Raw genomic sequence first — 13,076 nt, 5'->3', positions numbered from 1 at the left:
AGGAGGTCGCGGATCTCGCCGTCGAGCTTTTTCTCGTCGAGGCCGTCGAGCACGGCGACACGCCCGTCCAGACCCGGTAGCGCCGTTCCGAGTTCCGACGGAAGCTTCGCGGGCCAGGTTCCGCCAACCGAGGCCATCCGCAGGTCGCGTGCGACGCCCTTGGTGGCGGCGCTGGTGATCAGCAGATACCGCAGGTCCTTGTCTTCGGTCAGGAGGGTTTGTGGCGACTTGCGCTTCTTGCCCTTGATCAGCAGCGTCTTCAGGTCGTTGCCGTCCCAGGGTTCGCCATTGCGCAGCTTGGACTGGACGATGAGGGGATAGCCGCTGATCGTGATCTTCGTCGCCGCCGAGACGAGCGTTTCGTCCTCTAGGTCGGCGGCGAGGTCTTCGTGGTTGGCGGGTTCGAGCGTGAGCGCGCTGAGCCGCTTGCGCGCGAGCATCAGGTCGAGGGCGAGGTAGATCGAGACATCGACCTGGTAGTCGTATCCTGCCAGCCCCGCCGGCGCGCTAGTCGTCTTGTCGTCCATCGTCCGGCCTCGCTGTCCCGAACCGGGACATGTATGAAGGCGCCGGATCACCCGCAACGTGCGGTGCGATCCGGTCTCATGGTTCACAAGGCAGCAACGAGAAAAGCCCCGCGCCCGGTCGGCCGGAGGGTTGCCCATGGCTTTTTTTGACAGCGACGTGTCGCCATGTGCTGTCGGAATGATCGACACCGTCACGGCCGCCCGGCCGCACCACACCTTTTTCTGGCGGCCCTCTGCTCAGGCGTCGAAGAAACTGCAAGGCATGTCGGGGCCGAGGTAGGCGAGCGGGTGGCCGGGGCCGAGCACGTACTCGGGCCACTCGGCTGCGATCGCATTGGCGTTTTCGCTCGTAGTGGCCGAGCCACGGCGGACGTTGTGGCGCGCGGCCCCGAGCCAGGTCTCGACGAGCTCGATGACGTCATTTGACCCGAGCACGGCGGGTATCGTCAGGCGGATCGCGTCACCTGTGTCGAGTGTGACATGGACCAGGCGATCATGCGTCGGCTTCGTCCGTTCGAGAATGCTGCGGTAATCGAACACCCGTCGGTCGCCGGCCCTCAGCTGGATATCGTAGAGCCTGCCGGGCGCGCCGTCGACGGCATCGACATCCCCTGCCCACGGGCGTCGCAGGACGTTGACCTGGACGTTGACCACCTCGGATCGATCGACGACGCCGATGCGTGCCCACTGGTTGGGTTCGAAGTCGCCCCAGGGCAGCGGGTCGAGCGCCAAGAAATGCTTCGTCACCGGATCGCGGTCGGGCGGGAGGACGGGGCGCCCGTCGTTGTAGCTGGTGCAGAAGGTCCAGAAGCCGCGATCGACGTCGCGCAATAGCTGGAGCACGCGGGCATGGTCATCAGCGTGACCGGCTCGGAAATGCGCGATCCTGTGCCGGATCTGCAGGACCTCCTTCAGCTTCGCCTCCCAAAGCGTCTGAGGTGGCAGGTACGGCGCGAAGCAGTCCCAGTGCTGCCCGATCAGAGTCATGAGCTGGCCGAGCTGCGCATAGCTCAGCGCGTTCATCTCCCGTGTGGGCATGTGCGTCAGGCGCTTGTCCGCGTCGAACGGGCGTGTATCGCGCGGCAGAGACGCGCTCCAGCCGTCGCCGAGCAGCGCGCGCAGTTCGACATAGACGATCGTTCGCAGCCAGGTCTCGAACTGCCACAGCCTCGCGTAGAGACGCAGCGCGCGTTCGGGCACCTCACGGGCTTCTTCGCTTAGGGTGGGGAGTGCCGGCGGCGTCATGTCCTGTCGATCTCTGGAGGCGGTCGATCGGTACCTTGATCGTGGCCGATATTCGGACTGGAGCCCTCGAAGTTTCAAGCCGGAACAGTAAGCTCCTCTTGAACCTCGGGCGCTCGGGCGAACACTCCACCGAGGGCGTTGGTCATACGGCTTAGTTCTGGCAGAAGGTCTTCGGCCCAAAGCCCATCGCGAAGCGCGGCGTTTGGATCAATACATAGTGAAGCGCCGATGTTCCTATCGTCTGTTGCGACCTCACTTCAAGACTGTGTTGGTTAGGTTCGCTATACCGAAGATTGGTCGTTTCGGTTCCCGATGTACCGAAGAGGTCGCCCTGCTTTTGGGCTTCGGTCGCAATCCACCGTTTGGCCACCGATTCACCAAAGCAACCGCTCAGAACCTATGCCTTGGTCCGGCTACACGCCGATTGAGGCCCTAAAGCCGCTTCTGGGGTTCGCGATCCACCGAAGATTGACCGGTTCGGTTCGCGATCTACCGAAACAACGGTCGTGTTTATGACGTTCGGGTTCGCGATCCACCGAACCGGACTCTTGTCGAGCGCGTGCGGAAAAGTCGGTCCCGTTGATAGATCGGCTTCTCAGGGGGGGGCGTTTAGACATGAGTCCGCCACTCGACTTCTACCTTCAGGCTGGCCTCGCCGACTGCTCCGTACATGCAAGACTACGCAAAAGCGTGCAACTCACCGATAGCAAACGGGCCGCCGGGCCAGCTTCTCGAACTCGCACTTACTTATAAATCAGTCCGTTGCGCGGCGTTAGCCAAGCCGCCGGCCTGAAATGTCGCATTCGTGCACCAGTACCGCAGCAATCCGACTTGCGTACTTTTGCGGGTCTTTGCGTCCAGTTCAGAGGCAGGATGTGTATTGTGACCCCCAATACGGCCTTACTCGCCAGCTCGACGAATAACGCGCTGTTCCAGCGCTTGAGAGGCGCTGCCGCACCTGTCTAACGTTGCCTTAGTGGCAGCGTGGACTGGAGAGTTGAGTGGCCAGGCGGGGCATAGTTCGGAAGGCGGATTTGCGTCGGGTGATCGACACCTTGCAGGAACGCGGCGTGCCTCTTGGCGCGCTGGAACTGCTGCCCGGCGGGGAGGTCCGGCTGCATCTGGCCGCGCCGGGCACGGTGATGGCGAGTAGCCTCGATAAGGAGGTTCTGTCGTGGGACGAGGCCTTAAGCTGATCGGCTTTCCGTACGTCAGCAGCTTCAGCGACCGGCACGGCAAGGTCCGCTACCGTTACCGGCGGACCGGTCAGAAGGCCATCTATCTGCATGGCACGCCGGGCTCGCCGGAGTTCGCCCTGGAGTACGACGCGGCGGTCACGGGTCGCACGACTGCGATCGTACCGGGAGCCAGCAGGACCGTCCCCGGGACGATCAATGCCCTGGCGGTCGTCATATACGCGTCCGCGGAATGGCGGCTGCTCGAGGCGTCGACCCGGGACACCTATCGCGGGATCATCGAACGTCTCCGGAACGACTACGGCGGTCAGTCGGTGCGCGCGATCCAGCCGCACCACGTCCTGAAGATGCGGGACAAGCGGGCGGAGACTCCGTGGGCCGCCAACAAGATGGTGCAAGTGCTGCGCTGGATGATGGCGTTCGCGGTCGCGCGACAGTGGCGGGCGGACAACCCGGCCGCGGGCATCAAGTCGCTGAAGGCGCCGTCGGTCGGCTTCCCGGCCTGGACGGAAGCGGATATCGCCCGGTTCGAGGCGCATTGGGCAGTGGGAACGCGGGAGCGGCTTGCCTTCGATCTTCTGCTCTACACCGCCCAGCGCTCAGGCGACGTCCGACAGATGGGGCGCCAGCAAATCCGCGATGACGCAATCCTGGTGCGGCAGGAGAAGACCAAGGCCTTCCTCGAACTCCCTATCCACCCGCAGCTGAGACTGTCATTGCAGTGCGTCCCTTCGGGGCAGATGCTCTTCCTGACGACAAAATCCGGTGCGGGCTTCACTGCCGGCGGCTTCGGCAACTGGTTTCGGGATGCCGCCCGCGCGGCGGGGATCGAGGACCGCTCGGCACACGGACTGCGGAAATCCGCCGCGACGCGACTGGCCGACGCCGGATGTACCGAGGCGCAGATCAAGGCCGTGACGGGTCATACGACCTTGAAGGAGGTCGAACGGTACACGAAGGCCCGTGACCAGAAGCGGCTGGCGAAGGACGCTTTTGCCCTGATTGGCGGCACGCAAAGCGAACAAAATTTGGCTAACTCCGCGAGCGAGTTAGCCAAATCGAACTCTAACTAACGGAAAACCGGAGGCTTCACCATGAAGATGGCGGACAGGGTGGGATTCGAACCCACGGTAGGCTCACACCTACGGCGGTTTTCAAGACCGCTGCCTTAAACCACTCGGCCACCTGTCCGTGTCCCGCGAGCGGAGACGCCGCATACCCTCAAATCTCCCGTTAACCAAAGCGGAAATGTCTGCGGGGCATGAAGGCCGTCTCAAGGACCGGGGCGATGACGGCAAGATTTCTCAAGGGCGCATGTATCGTCGCGCTGCTGCCGCTGATGGCGGCCTGCGCCACGGCGGCGCGGCCCGGCGGCGGGCGCATTCCCGTGGTCGCCGATCCGGCGCCGATCGTGTCGGGGACCATGCGGCCCTATCAGGTCCGCGGCCGCTGGTACCGCCCGGCCGAACAGCCGAACTATGACGAGACCGGCATGGCCTCCTGGTACGGCGACCAGTTCAACGGCCGTCCGACCGCGACCGGCGAGCGCTTCGACATGTACGCCCTGAGCGCCGCCCACAAGACTCTGCCGCTGCCCGGCCTGGTCGAGGTCACCAACCTGGCCAATGGGCGCAGCGTCGTGGTGCGGGTCAACGACCGGGGGCCCTTCGTCGACGGCCGCATCATCGACCTGTCGCGCGGCGCCGCCGACGCCCTGGGCATGCTGCAGCGGGGCGTGGGCGAGGTGCGGGTGCGCTACCTGGGCCCCGCGCCGCGCCTCGGCTCGGCCCAGCCGATGCAGTACGCCGCCGCGGTCGCCCCGGCCCCAGCGCCGCCGCGGCCCCAGCCCGCCGCCGAGACCGGCCGCTACTGGATCCAGGCCGGGTCCTTCGCGGACCGCCGCGCCGCCCGCCGGGCCGCCGACCGTCTGGGCGACCGCGCCACCGTCGATGTTGCGGGGCAGGGCGATTCGGCTCTGTACCGCGTCCTCGTCGGTCCCTGGCCCGATCCGAACGCCGCCGAGCACGCCCGTCAGGCCGTGGTCGCGCGCGGCTACGCCGACGCCCTGTTGATATCGGCCCAGTAAAGCTTGCGCCCCAAGCCGGCGCCGCCATTGTGCGCCGGTGACCCACGGCAGATTCATTACATTCGAAGGCGGCGAAGGCGCCGGCAAGTCGACGCAGGTCGGCCGGCTGCTCGAGCGGCTGCGCGCGCTCGACATCGACGTCATGAAGACCCGTGAGCCGGGCGGCTCGGAAGGCGCCGAGGAGATCCGCAACATCGCCCTGAACGGCGACGCGGGCCGCTGGTCGCCCCTGACCGAGACGATGCTGATGTTCGCCGCCCGCTGCGACCATCTTGAGAAGACCATCCGCCCGGCGCTCGACGCGGGCCGCTGGGTGGTCTGCGACCGTTTCGCCGATTCCAGCCGCGCCTATCAGGGCGCCGGCGGCGGCGCGCCCGCCGAATTCATCGAGACCCTGGACGCCGCCATCGTCGGCGCGACCCAGCCGGACCTGACGCTGATCTTCGACCTGCCGGTCGAGGTCGGGCTGGAGCGGGCCTTCGGCCGCGGCCTGTTCGAGACCCGGTTCGAGTCCAAGGGGCTTGAGTTCCACGAGCGGCTGCGCCGGCGCTTCCTCGAGATCGCCGAGGAGAAAGCCGACCGCTGCGTGATCATCGACGCCGTCGGCGACGAGGAGACGGTCGCCGCCCGGGTCTGGGCCGCCGTCGAGGGCCGGCTGCTGTGAGCGAGCATCCGCGGGACCGTTTCGACCTGATCCCGGACGCCGCCGCCGAGGCCGCCGCCATCGACGCCAAGGCGCGCGGCCGCCTGCACCACGCCTGGCTGCTGTGCGGGGTCGAGGGCTCGGGCAAGGCCACCTTCGCCTACCGCGCCGCCCGCCGCCTGCTGGGCGCCGCGCCCGACCCGTCGCGCGGGCCTCTGGGCGCCGACCCCTACGACCCGGTGTCGCGCCAGATCGCGGCCCAGTCCCATCCCGACCTGCTGGTGCTGGAGCGCGCCGTCGAGGGCGGCAAGACCAAGAAGTCCATCTCCGTCGACCAGGCCCGCGACCTGCCGGAGTTCTTCTCCAAGAGCCCGTCCCAGGCCCACTACCGCGTCGCCATCATCGACGCCGCCGACGACCTGAACCTGAACGCCGCCAACGCCCTGCTGAAGGTTCTGGAAGAACCGCCCGAGCGCGGCGTGCTGTTCCTCGTCACCCATGCACCCGGCCGCCTGCTGGCCACCATCCGCTCGCGCTGCCGCCGGCTGGCCTTCCCGGTCTGGCCCCAGCATGCGCTGGAGGAACTGGTCCGCGACCGCACCGGCGTGCCGTCCGCCGAGGCCGCGCGCATCGCCGCCATGGCCGGCGGCTCGCCCGGTCAGGCCCTGGCCCTGGCCTCCGGCGCGACGCTGGAGGCCGACCAGATCGCCCAGGCCTGGGTCGCCGCCGACCAGATCGACCGCGCCGAGGCCCTGTCCCTGGCGGACAAGTTCCGGGGTACGGAGGGGCAGGAGCGGTTCGAGACGCTGATGGACCGCCTGATCGCCGCCGTGAAGGTCCGCGCGCTGGAGGAGGGGGCGTCCGGCGCCAAATGGGCCGAGCTGTGGACCCGCCTGTCCGAACTGCCGGACCGCACCGCCGCCATCAACCTGGATCGCGGCGATGTGCTGGCCGGGGCCCTGGCCGACCTGCAACGCACCAAGGCCGCGCGCGGATGATCATCGACAGCCACGTCAACCTGCACGCCCCCCAGTTCGACGAGGACCGCGACGCGGTCATCGCCCGCGCCCGCGAGGCCGGGGTCGGGCTGATGGTCGAGATTTCGGACAAGCTGTCGACCTTCGAGGCCACGCATGGGCTGGCCATGGCCCACGACGACATCTGGTGCACCGTCGGCGCCCACCCGCACGAGGCCAAGGATCACGCCGACCTGACCGCCGCCCAGCTGGCCGAGCTGGCCGGCCGTCCGCGCGTGATCGGCATCGGCGAGTGCGGGCTGGACTTCCACTACGACCTCAGCCCGCGCGACGTGCAGGCGGCGGTGTTCCGTCAGCATATCGAGGCGTCGCGCCTGACCGGCCTGCCGCTGGTGGTTCACACCCGCGAGGCCGACGACGTCATGGCCGCCATCCTCGAGGAAGAACAGGCAAGGGCGTCGTTCAAATTCCTCATGCACTGCTACACCAGTGGTCCGGAACTGGCGGAAAAGGCGGCGAAACTTGGGGCTTGGTTCTCGGTCTCTGGCATCGCCACCTTCCGCGCGGCGCAGGAGGTGCGCGACATCATCGCCGTCATGCCCGCCGACCGGATCATCGTCGAGACCGACTGTCCCTACCTGGCGCCCATCCCGCACCGGGGGCGCCGCAATGAGCCGGCCTATGTCGGCCATGTGCTGGACAAGCTGGCCGAGATCCGGGGCTGGTCGCGCGACGAGGCCGAGGCGCGCACCACGGACGCCTTCTTCGCCCTGTTCGACCGCATTCCGAGGCCCGAGGGGGCATGATGGACGCGCTGGAGGTCGTCATCCTGGGCAGCGGCTCCTCCGGGGGCGTGCCGCGCGGCGACGGCGACTGGGGCGCCTGCGACCCGGCCGAGCCCCGGAACCGCCGCACCCGCTGCTCGGCCCTGATCCGCCGCCACGGCTCGGAGGGGATCACCAGCGTCCTGATCGACACCTCGCCTGACCTGCGCGCCCAGATGCTGGCGGCCCAGGTGAAGTCCATCGACGCCGTCCTCTACACCCACGACCACGCCGACCAGACCCACGGCATCGACGACCTGCGCGTCTTCGCCATGCGCGCCCGGCGGCGCATCCCGGCCTTCATGGACGCCGCCACGCGCGCGGCGCTGGAGGGGCGGTTCCATTATATCTTTGAAAGTGTCGAGGGTTATCCGGCGATCCTCGACCCGCATGACATCCCGCTCCATGGCGTGCCCTGGGCCGTGCCGGGGCCGGGCGGCGAGGTTCCGGTCGTCACCTTCGACCAGGCCCATGGCCCGATCCGCTCGGTCGGCTATCGCTGCGGGCCCGTCGCTTATTCCAGCGACGTGTCGGATCTGGATGAGGCGGCGATCGAGGCGGTGGCCGGCTGCGACCTCTGGATCATCGACGCCCTGCGCTGGACCGCCCATCCCACCCACGCCCATGTCGACAAGACGCTGGACTGGATCGCCCGGTCCGGCGTCAAGCGCGCGGTGCTGACGAACCTGCATATCGATCTGGATTACAATGTCTTGTCGGCTGTTGTTCCGCCAAACGTCGAAGTCGCCTACGACGGCTGGAGCACCCGCCTGTCCCTTTGATCTGGAGTCCGAGACGATGAAACGGCTTCTTCCGGCCCTCTGCGGCGCCTTGGCGCTGGCCCTGTCGTCTCCGGCCCTGGCCCAGACGTTCGCCCCCGCCGAGGGCGACTTCACCGCCGCCGGTTTCGCCGTCGCCGGCCAGACCCTGCCGGAGCTGAAGATCCACTACCGCACGCTGGGCCAGCCCCAGCGCGGCGCGGACGGCAAGATCGCCAACGCCGTCCTGCTGCTGCACGGCACCGGCGGCACGGGCGCCCAGTTCCTGTCACCCCCGTTCGCGACGGAGCTGTTCGGCCCCGGCCAGCCGCTCGACGTGACCCGCTACTACGTCATCATGCCCGACAACCTGGGCCACGGCGCCTCGTCCAAGCCGTCCGACGGCCTGCGCGCCCGCTTCCCCGAGTACGGCTACGCCGACATGGTCGAGGCCCAGCGTCGCCTGCTGGTCGACGGCCTCGGCGTCGATCACCTGCGGCTGATCCTCGGCACCTCGATGGGCTGTATGCACGCCTTCGTCTGGGGCGAGACGCATCCCGGCTTCGCCGACGCCCTGATGCCGCTGGCCTGCCAGCCGACGGCCATCGTCGGCCGCAACCGCCTGTGGCGCGCCATGCTGCAGGACGCCATCCGCGCCGATCCCGCCTGGCGGGGCGGCGACTACCAGAGCCAGCCCGAGCAGGGGCTGCGCACGGCCGTCGACCTGCTGATCCTGGCGGGCGGCGCGCCCGTTCCGCTGCAGGATCAGCTCCCGACCCGGGCCGCCGCCGACGCATGGCTGCAGGGCCAGATCGCCCGCCGCCTCGCGCCGCTGGACGCCAACGACCTCTGGTACCAGGTCAACGCCTCATGGGACTACGATCCGTCCGCCAACCTGGAGGCCATCACCGTCCCGGTGACCTGGATCAACTCGGCCGACGACTTCATCAACCCGCCGGAGCTGGGCCTGTCCGAGCGGTTCGCGCCGCGTCTGCGCCACGGCGTCTATCGCCTGATCCCCAACAGCCCCGAGGGCAAGGGTCACGGGACGCACACCTGGGCGCGCTTCTGGAAACAGGACCTGATCGACCTGCTGGCCCGCTCGGAACGCCGCTAGGCGTGCGCGTGGGCGTGCTCATGAGAGTCCGCATGCCCGTCGTCGGCCGCGGCCTGGGCCTCGGGCTCTGACGCCGGCGGCGCTTCATCCAGGAAGTCGACCCGGCCGGTGGCCATGTCCTTCACGGCGGCCACCACCATGATCTGGCCGGTACGGACAGCCTCGGCCAGGGCGGTGTCGGCGGTCAGCAGCCGGGCCACCACGCGGCGGGCGTTCTCCTCGACCGCCCGCCGCGCCTGGTCGGACCCGCCGATCTTCCGGGCCGACAGCACCGCCGGCAGGATCGGCACGATCATCTCCTCCAGCGACGGATCCAGCTCGACGCGGCCGTCGACCACCGCCTCGGCGGCCGCCACGGCGCCGCAGCCGGTATGGCCCATCACCACCACCAGCGGGCAGTGCAGGTGCTTCACCGCATAGACGATGGACGCCAGCCCGCGCCGGTCCACGGTGTTCCCGGCCACCCGGATGATGAACAGCCGGCCCAGGCCCTGGTTGAACAGGATGGTCGGCGGCGTCCGGCTGTCGGCGCAGCCCACGATGGTGGCGATCGGATGCTGGCCGCCCTGCAGCGCGTCCAGGTCCTGGGCGGTCACGTGGCCCAGCCGGGTGTCGCCGCTCAGGAAGGCGGCGTTGCCGGCCTTCAGCAGGTCCAGCGCCTCGGCGGGCGTCGGCGGGAGTTCAGGTTCGGGCTCGGAATGCGGCGCGTGGGGGTCTTCCACGACGACGGCGTGGGTCTCGATCGCCGGCGCTTCGTCCGCGGGGGTCTCGACGACGGACTCCGCCGCGGGCGAAATCCGCGCAGGCGTCTTCTTGCGACCGAACCACAGAAAGCCCATCGCCCGTCCCCCGATATCGCGACCGCCCTGTTAACCTTTCTGGAGAACGCGGGTCTCTGTCGTCAATCGGCTTACGGTGAAGCTTTGATGAAGTTTCAGGCCCCCAGCAGCCGCGCCGCCTGCGGGGCGAAATAGCTCAGCACCCCGGCGGCGCCCGCGCGCTTGAAGGCGTGCAGGCTTTCCAGAATCGCCCGGTCCTCGTCCAGCCAGCCGTTGGCCATGGAGGCGCGCATCATCGAATACTCGCCGGACACCTGGTAGGCGAAGGTCGGCAGGTGGAAGGTCTCGGACACGCGCCGCACGATGTCGAGGTACAGCATGCCCGGCTTGACCATCACCGCGTCGGCGCCCTCGGCGATGTCCATCGCCACCTCGCGCAGGGCCTCCTCGGTGTTGGCGTAGTCCATCTGATAGGTCTTCTTGTCGCCGCGCAGCTGCTTGGCCGAGCCGACGGCGTCGCGGTACGGGCCGTAGAAGGCCGAGGCGTATTTGGCGGCGTAGCTGAGGATCAGCGTGTCCTGGTAGCCGTTGGCCTCCAGCGCCTCGCGGATCGCCTGCACCCGGCCGTCCATCATGTCCGAGGGGGCGACGATGTCGGCCCCGGCGTGGGCGTGGATGAAGGCCTGTTCGGCCAGCCGTTCCAGCGACGCGTCGTTGACGATCCGGTCGCCCTCGACCACCCCGTCGTGGCCGTGGTCGGTGTAACAGTCCAGCGCCACGTCGGTCATGACGCCGATCTCGGGCGCGGCGTCCTTGATGGCCTTGATGCAGTCGGGGATCAGCCCGTCCGGATCGGTCGCTCCGGTCCCGACGCCGTCCTTGATCGCCCCGTCGACATTGGGGAACAGGGCCACCAGCGGAATGCCCAGGTCGCGGGCCTCCTTGGCGGCCTCGGCCGCCGCCTTGGGCGACAGGCGCGACACGCCCGGCATCGACGCCACCGGGACCCGGTCCTCCTTGCCGTCGTGCACGATCAGCGGCCAGACCAGGTCGGCGGGCGTCAGCGTGGTCTCGGCCACCAGCCGGCGCACCCATGGGCTGGAACGCAGGCGGCGCGGGCGGGCGTAGGGGAAGGCGGCGGGCGGGAAGGGCTGGGTCATGGCGGCTCCATAGACCCCTTCTTCCGGCGGGAGAAGGTGGCGGAGCGCCTCGGTCGCCCGCCGGTCGATAGAGGCTGACGGGGTCGCGATGCGAGGGATCAACGCATCCGGAGGAAGGTTGTCAGATCCATCGTTCCCGGCGGTCGGGGATCGCCGCAAACGATGCGCAGTTGCGCGGCGACCGCGGGGCTCTGTGAAGCCGATGTCACCACCGGCGGCCGATAGACTGTTTTCACCGGATCGCGCAGACCGCTGAATTCCTCGCGGATATGCACGGACCGTGACCGGGCTTCACAGTCGTAGGTCGCTGCAAGCAGGGCATACCGTCGCTGGGGCGTTGGACGGTCGGCGACCTCATAGAGGACGGTTTGAACCTGCCCCGCGTCGGTCCGGGAGGTGTTCCCAAGATCGATTGCGAACAGGGTTCGCCCCTCCCGACCGGCGGGCTCCAGATTCTGGGCCGCCGCCGATCCCGCGATCAGGGCAGATGATAGTGCGGCATGGAAGACAATGCGGCGCATCTCAGGGTCCGTTCGCAGGACAAGGCTTCGCGAGAATGAAGCCATAGGTGGATCGGACGCATGCCGGGCTGTCAACGACGGACCTTCCAGCCCCCACGGTTTGAGGCGTTCAAGACGCCAACCCCTCCCATCGGGAGAGGGGAGTGCTAGAAGCCCGCGAAAGACTCGAGGAAACGCCACCCCATGGACTTCGCCCTTACCGACGACCAGCGCGCCATCCAGGACGCCGCCCGCGCCTTCGCCGAGGCTGAGCTGGCCCCGCACAGCGCCGAGTGGGACGAGACCAAGACCTTCCCGGTCGACGTCATGCGCCACGCGGCCGAGATGGGCTTCTGCGGCATCTATACGGGCGAGGAGCACGGCGGCATGGCCCTGGGCCGGGTCGAGGCGGCGCTGATCTTCGAGGAGCTGTCGCGCGGCGACGTCTCCACCGCCGCCTTCATCTCGATCCACAACATGGCGACCTGGATGATCGACAGCTTCGGCTCGGCCGATCTGCGCGCCCGCTACGTCCCGTCGCTGGTGACGATGGAGAAGATCGCCAGCTACTGCCTGACCGAGCCGGGCTCCGGCTCCGACGCCGCGGCCATGCGCACCACGGCCGTCCGCGACGGCGACCACTACGTCCTGAACGGCTCCAAGGCCTTCATCTCGGGCGCCGGGACCTCGGACGTGTATGTCGTCATGGCCCGCACCGGCGAGCCGGGCGCCAAGGGCATCTCGGCCTTCGTCGTTGACCTGGGCACGCCGGGCCTGTCGTTCGGTGCGCAGGAGAAGAAGATGGGCTGGAACTCCCAGCCCACCGCCATCGTCAGCTTCGACGACTGCCGCATCCCGGCGGCCAATCTGCTGGGCAAGGAAGGCGACGGCTTCCGCTACGCCATGATGGGTCTGGACGGCGGCCGCCTGAACATCGCCGCCTGCTCGCTGGGCGGCGCCCGTCTGGCCCTGGAAACGGCCCAGGACTACGTCTCGACCCGCAAGCAGTTCGGCAAGGCCCTGGCCGAGTTCCAGAACACCCAGTTCAAGCTCGCCGACATGGCCACCCAGCTGGACGCCTGCCGCCTGATGGTGCTGCGCGGCGCCTGGGCCGTCGACACCGGCCATCCGGAAAAGACCAAGTGGTGCGCCATGGCCAAGCGGTTCACCACCGACGCCTGCTTCCAGATCGCTGACGAAGCCCTGCAACTGCACGGCGGCTACGGCTATCTGAAGGACTATCCGCTGGAGCGGATCGTGCGCG

General features: G+C 68.3%; 14 protein-coding genes and 1 tRNA gene. 9 read left to right on the top strand and 6 right to left on the bottom strand.

Annotated features, from left to right (window positions below):
• Together Q0C81_RS07845 and Q0C81_RS07840 are read right to left on the bottom strand one after the other, a co-directional pair.
• Positions 1–527, bottom strand: a 527-nt coding sequence (locus tag Q0C81_RS07845; RefSeq protein WP_291836044.1) for a hypothetical protein, incomplete at its 3' end; no start/stop codon positions are given.
• A gap of 237 nt (positions 528–764) precedes the next feature.
• Positions 765–1,727 carry a hypothetical protein gene (locus Q0C81_RS07840; protein WP_291836041.1) on the bottom strand — a complete coding sequence of 321 codons (963 nt, stop codon included), beginning with the start codon at positions 1,725–1,727 and terminating at the stop codon, positions 765–767.
• A 1,088-nt stretch (positions 1,728–2,815) separates the two neighbouring features.
• Between Q0C81_RS07840 and Q0C81_RS07835 the strand changes: the two genes are divergently transcribed.
• Both Q0C81_RS07835 and Q0C81_RS07830 read left to right on the top strand, forming a co-directional pair.
• The gene (locus tag Q0C81_RS07835) at positions 2,816–2,968 is read left to right on the top strand and encodes a hypothetical protein (RefSeq protein WP_291836039.1); all 153 of its coding nucleotides are present in this window, start codon (positions 2,816–2,818) and stop codon (positions 2,966–2,968) included.
• Entirely contained in the window at positions 2,947–4,041 is a 1,095-nt protein-coding gene (locus Q0C81_RS07830) for a tyrosine-type recombinase/integrase (RefSeq protein ID WP_291836036.1), read from the top strand. Before Q0C81_RS07835 ends, Q0C81_RS07830 begins: the two co-directional genes overlap by 22 nt.
• A 28-nt stretch (positions 4,042–4,069) precedes the next feature.
• Here Q0C81_RS07830 and Q0C81_RS07825 read toward each other — a convergent pair.
• A tRNA-Ser gene (locus Q0C81_RS07825) sits at positions 4,070–4,159 on the bottom strand.
• 97 nt (positions 4,160–4,256) lie between these two features.
• On the opposite strand from Q0C81_RS07825, the gene Q0C81_RS07820 reads away from it, so the two are divergent.
• The 6 genes from Q0C81_RS07820 to Q0C81_RS07795 are packed head-to-tail and all read left to right on the top strand — an operon-like array spanning position 4,257 to position 9,373.
• Positions 4,257–5,054, top strand: a complete 798-nt coding sequence (locus Q0C81_RS07820; RefSeq protein ID WP_291836033.1) for a septal ring lytic transglycosylase RlpA family protein — start codon at positions 4,257–4,259, stop codon at positions 5,052–5,054.
• A 37-nt stretch (positions 5,055–5,091) separates the two neighbouring features.
• A complete protein-coding gene (gene tmk, locus Q0C81_RS07815; protein ID WP_291836030.1) occupies positions 5,092–5,718 on the top strand; it encodes a dTMP kinase in 627 nt (208 codons plus the stop codon).
• Positions 5,715–6,695, top strand: coding sequence for a DNA polymerase III subunit delta' (locus Q0C81_RS07810; RefSeq protein ID WP_291836025.1), 981 nt, complete (start codon positions 5,715–5,717; stop codon positions 6,693–6,695). Before tmk ends, Q0C81_RS07810 begins: the two co-directional genes overlap by 4 nt.
• Positions 6,692–7,480 (top strand): TatD family hydrolase, encoded by a 789-nt coding sequence (locus Q0C81_RS07805; RefSeq protein ID WP_291836023.1) that lies wholly within the window; start codon positions 6,692–6,694, stop codon positions 7,478–7,480. The genes Q0C81_RS07810 and Q0C81_RS07805 overlap by 4 nt, the downstream gene beginning before the upstream one ends.
• Entirely contained in the window at positions 7,477–8,280 is an 804-nt protein-coding gene (locus Q0C81_RS07800; RefSeq protein ID WP_291836020.1) for an MBL fold metallo-hydrolase, read from the top strand. Before Q0C81_RS07805 ends, Q0C81_RS07800 begins: the two co-directional genes overlap by 4 nt.
• A 16-nt stretch (positions 8,281–8,296) precedes the next feature.
• The gene (locus Q0C81_RS07795; RefSeq protein WP_291836017.1) at positions 8,297–9,373 is read left to right on the top strand and encodes an alpha/beta fold hydrolase; all 1,077 of its coding nucleotides are present in this window, start codon (positions 8,297–8,299) and stop codon (positions 9,371–9,373) included.
• On the opposite strand, the gene Q0C81_RS07790 is transcribed toward Q0C81_RS07795, so the two are convergent.
• The 3 genes from Q0C81_RS07790 to Q0C81_RS07780 form a co-directional block, all read right to left on the bottom strand.
• Positions 9,370–10,212, bottom strand: coding sequence for a carbonic anhydrase (locus Q0C81_RS07790; RefSeq protein WP_291836013.1), 843 nt, complete (start codon positions 10,210–10,212; stop codon positions 9,370–9,372). The two genes, Q0C81_RS07795 and Q0C81_RS07790, sit on opposite strands and share 4 nt — an antisense overlap.
• A gap of 95 nt (positions 10,213–10,307) precedes the next feature.
• The gene (gene hemB / locus Q0C81_RS07785) at positions 10,308–11,312 is read right to left on the bottom strand and encodes a porphobilinogen synthase (RefSeq protein WP_291836010.1); all 1,005 of its coding nucleotides are present in this window, start codon (positions 11,310–11,312) and stop codon (positions 10,308–10,310) included.
• A gap of 98 nt (positions 11,313–11,410) precedes the next feature.
• A complete protein-coding gene (locus Q0C81_RS07780; protein ID WP_291836008.1) occupies positions 11,411–11,833 on the bottom strand; it encodes a hypothetical protein in 423 nt (140 codons plus the stop codon).
• Between the two features lie 183 nt (positions 11,834–12,016).
• Between Q0C81_RS07780 and Q0C81_RS07775 the strand changes: the two genes are divergently transcribed.
• Positions 12,017–13,076 (top strand): acyl-CoA dehydrogenase family protein (locus Q0C81_RS07775; protein ID WP_291836004.1); only part of this gene is annotated, 1,060 nt, incomplete at its 3' end.

Origin of the sequence: Brevundimonas sp., from assembly GCF_023259385.1 — a bacterium.
Taxonomy (GTDB): Bacteria; Pseudomonadota; Alphaproteobacteria; order Caulobacterales; family Caulobacteraceae; genus Brevundimonas.
Note: the sequence above shows the minus strand (reverse complement) of the source record. Positions and strands in the feature narration are given on the sequence as shown.

Excerpts from the sequence above, each read along its gene's own strand:
- hemB (WP_291836010.1), bottom strand. The coding sequence starts at position 11,312 with ATGACCCAGCCCTTCCCGCCCGCCGCCTTCCCCTACGCCCGCCCGCGC.
- Q0C81_RS07820 (WP_291836033.1), top strand. The coding sequence starts at position 4,257 with ATGACGGCAAGATTTCTCAAGGGCGCATGTATCGTCGCGCTGCTGCCG.
- Q0C81_RS07780 (WP_291836008.1), bottom strand. The coding sequence starts at position 11,833 with ATGCGCCGCATTGTCTTCCATGCCGCACTATCATCTGCCCTGATCGCG.
- Q0C81_RS07805 (WP_291836023.1), top strand. The coding sequence starts at position 6,692 with ATGATCATCGACAGCCACGTCAACCTGCACGCCCCCCAGTTCGACGAG.
- Q0C81_RS07795 (WP_291836017.1), top strand. The coding sequence starts at position 8,297 with ATGAAACGGCTTCTTCCGGCCCTCTGCGGCGCCTTGGCGCTGGCCCTG.
- Q0C81_RS07790 (WP_291836013.1), bottom strand. The coding sequence starts at position 10,212 with ATGGGCTTTCTGTGGTTCGGTCGCAAGAAGACGCCTGCGCGGATTTCG.
- Q0C81_RS07800 (WP_291836020.1), top strand. The coding sequence starts at position 7,477 with ATGATGGACGCGCTGGAGGTCGTCATCCTGGGCAGCGGCTCCTCCGGG.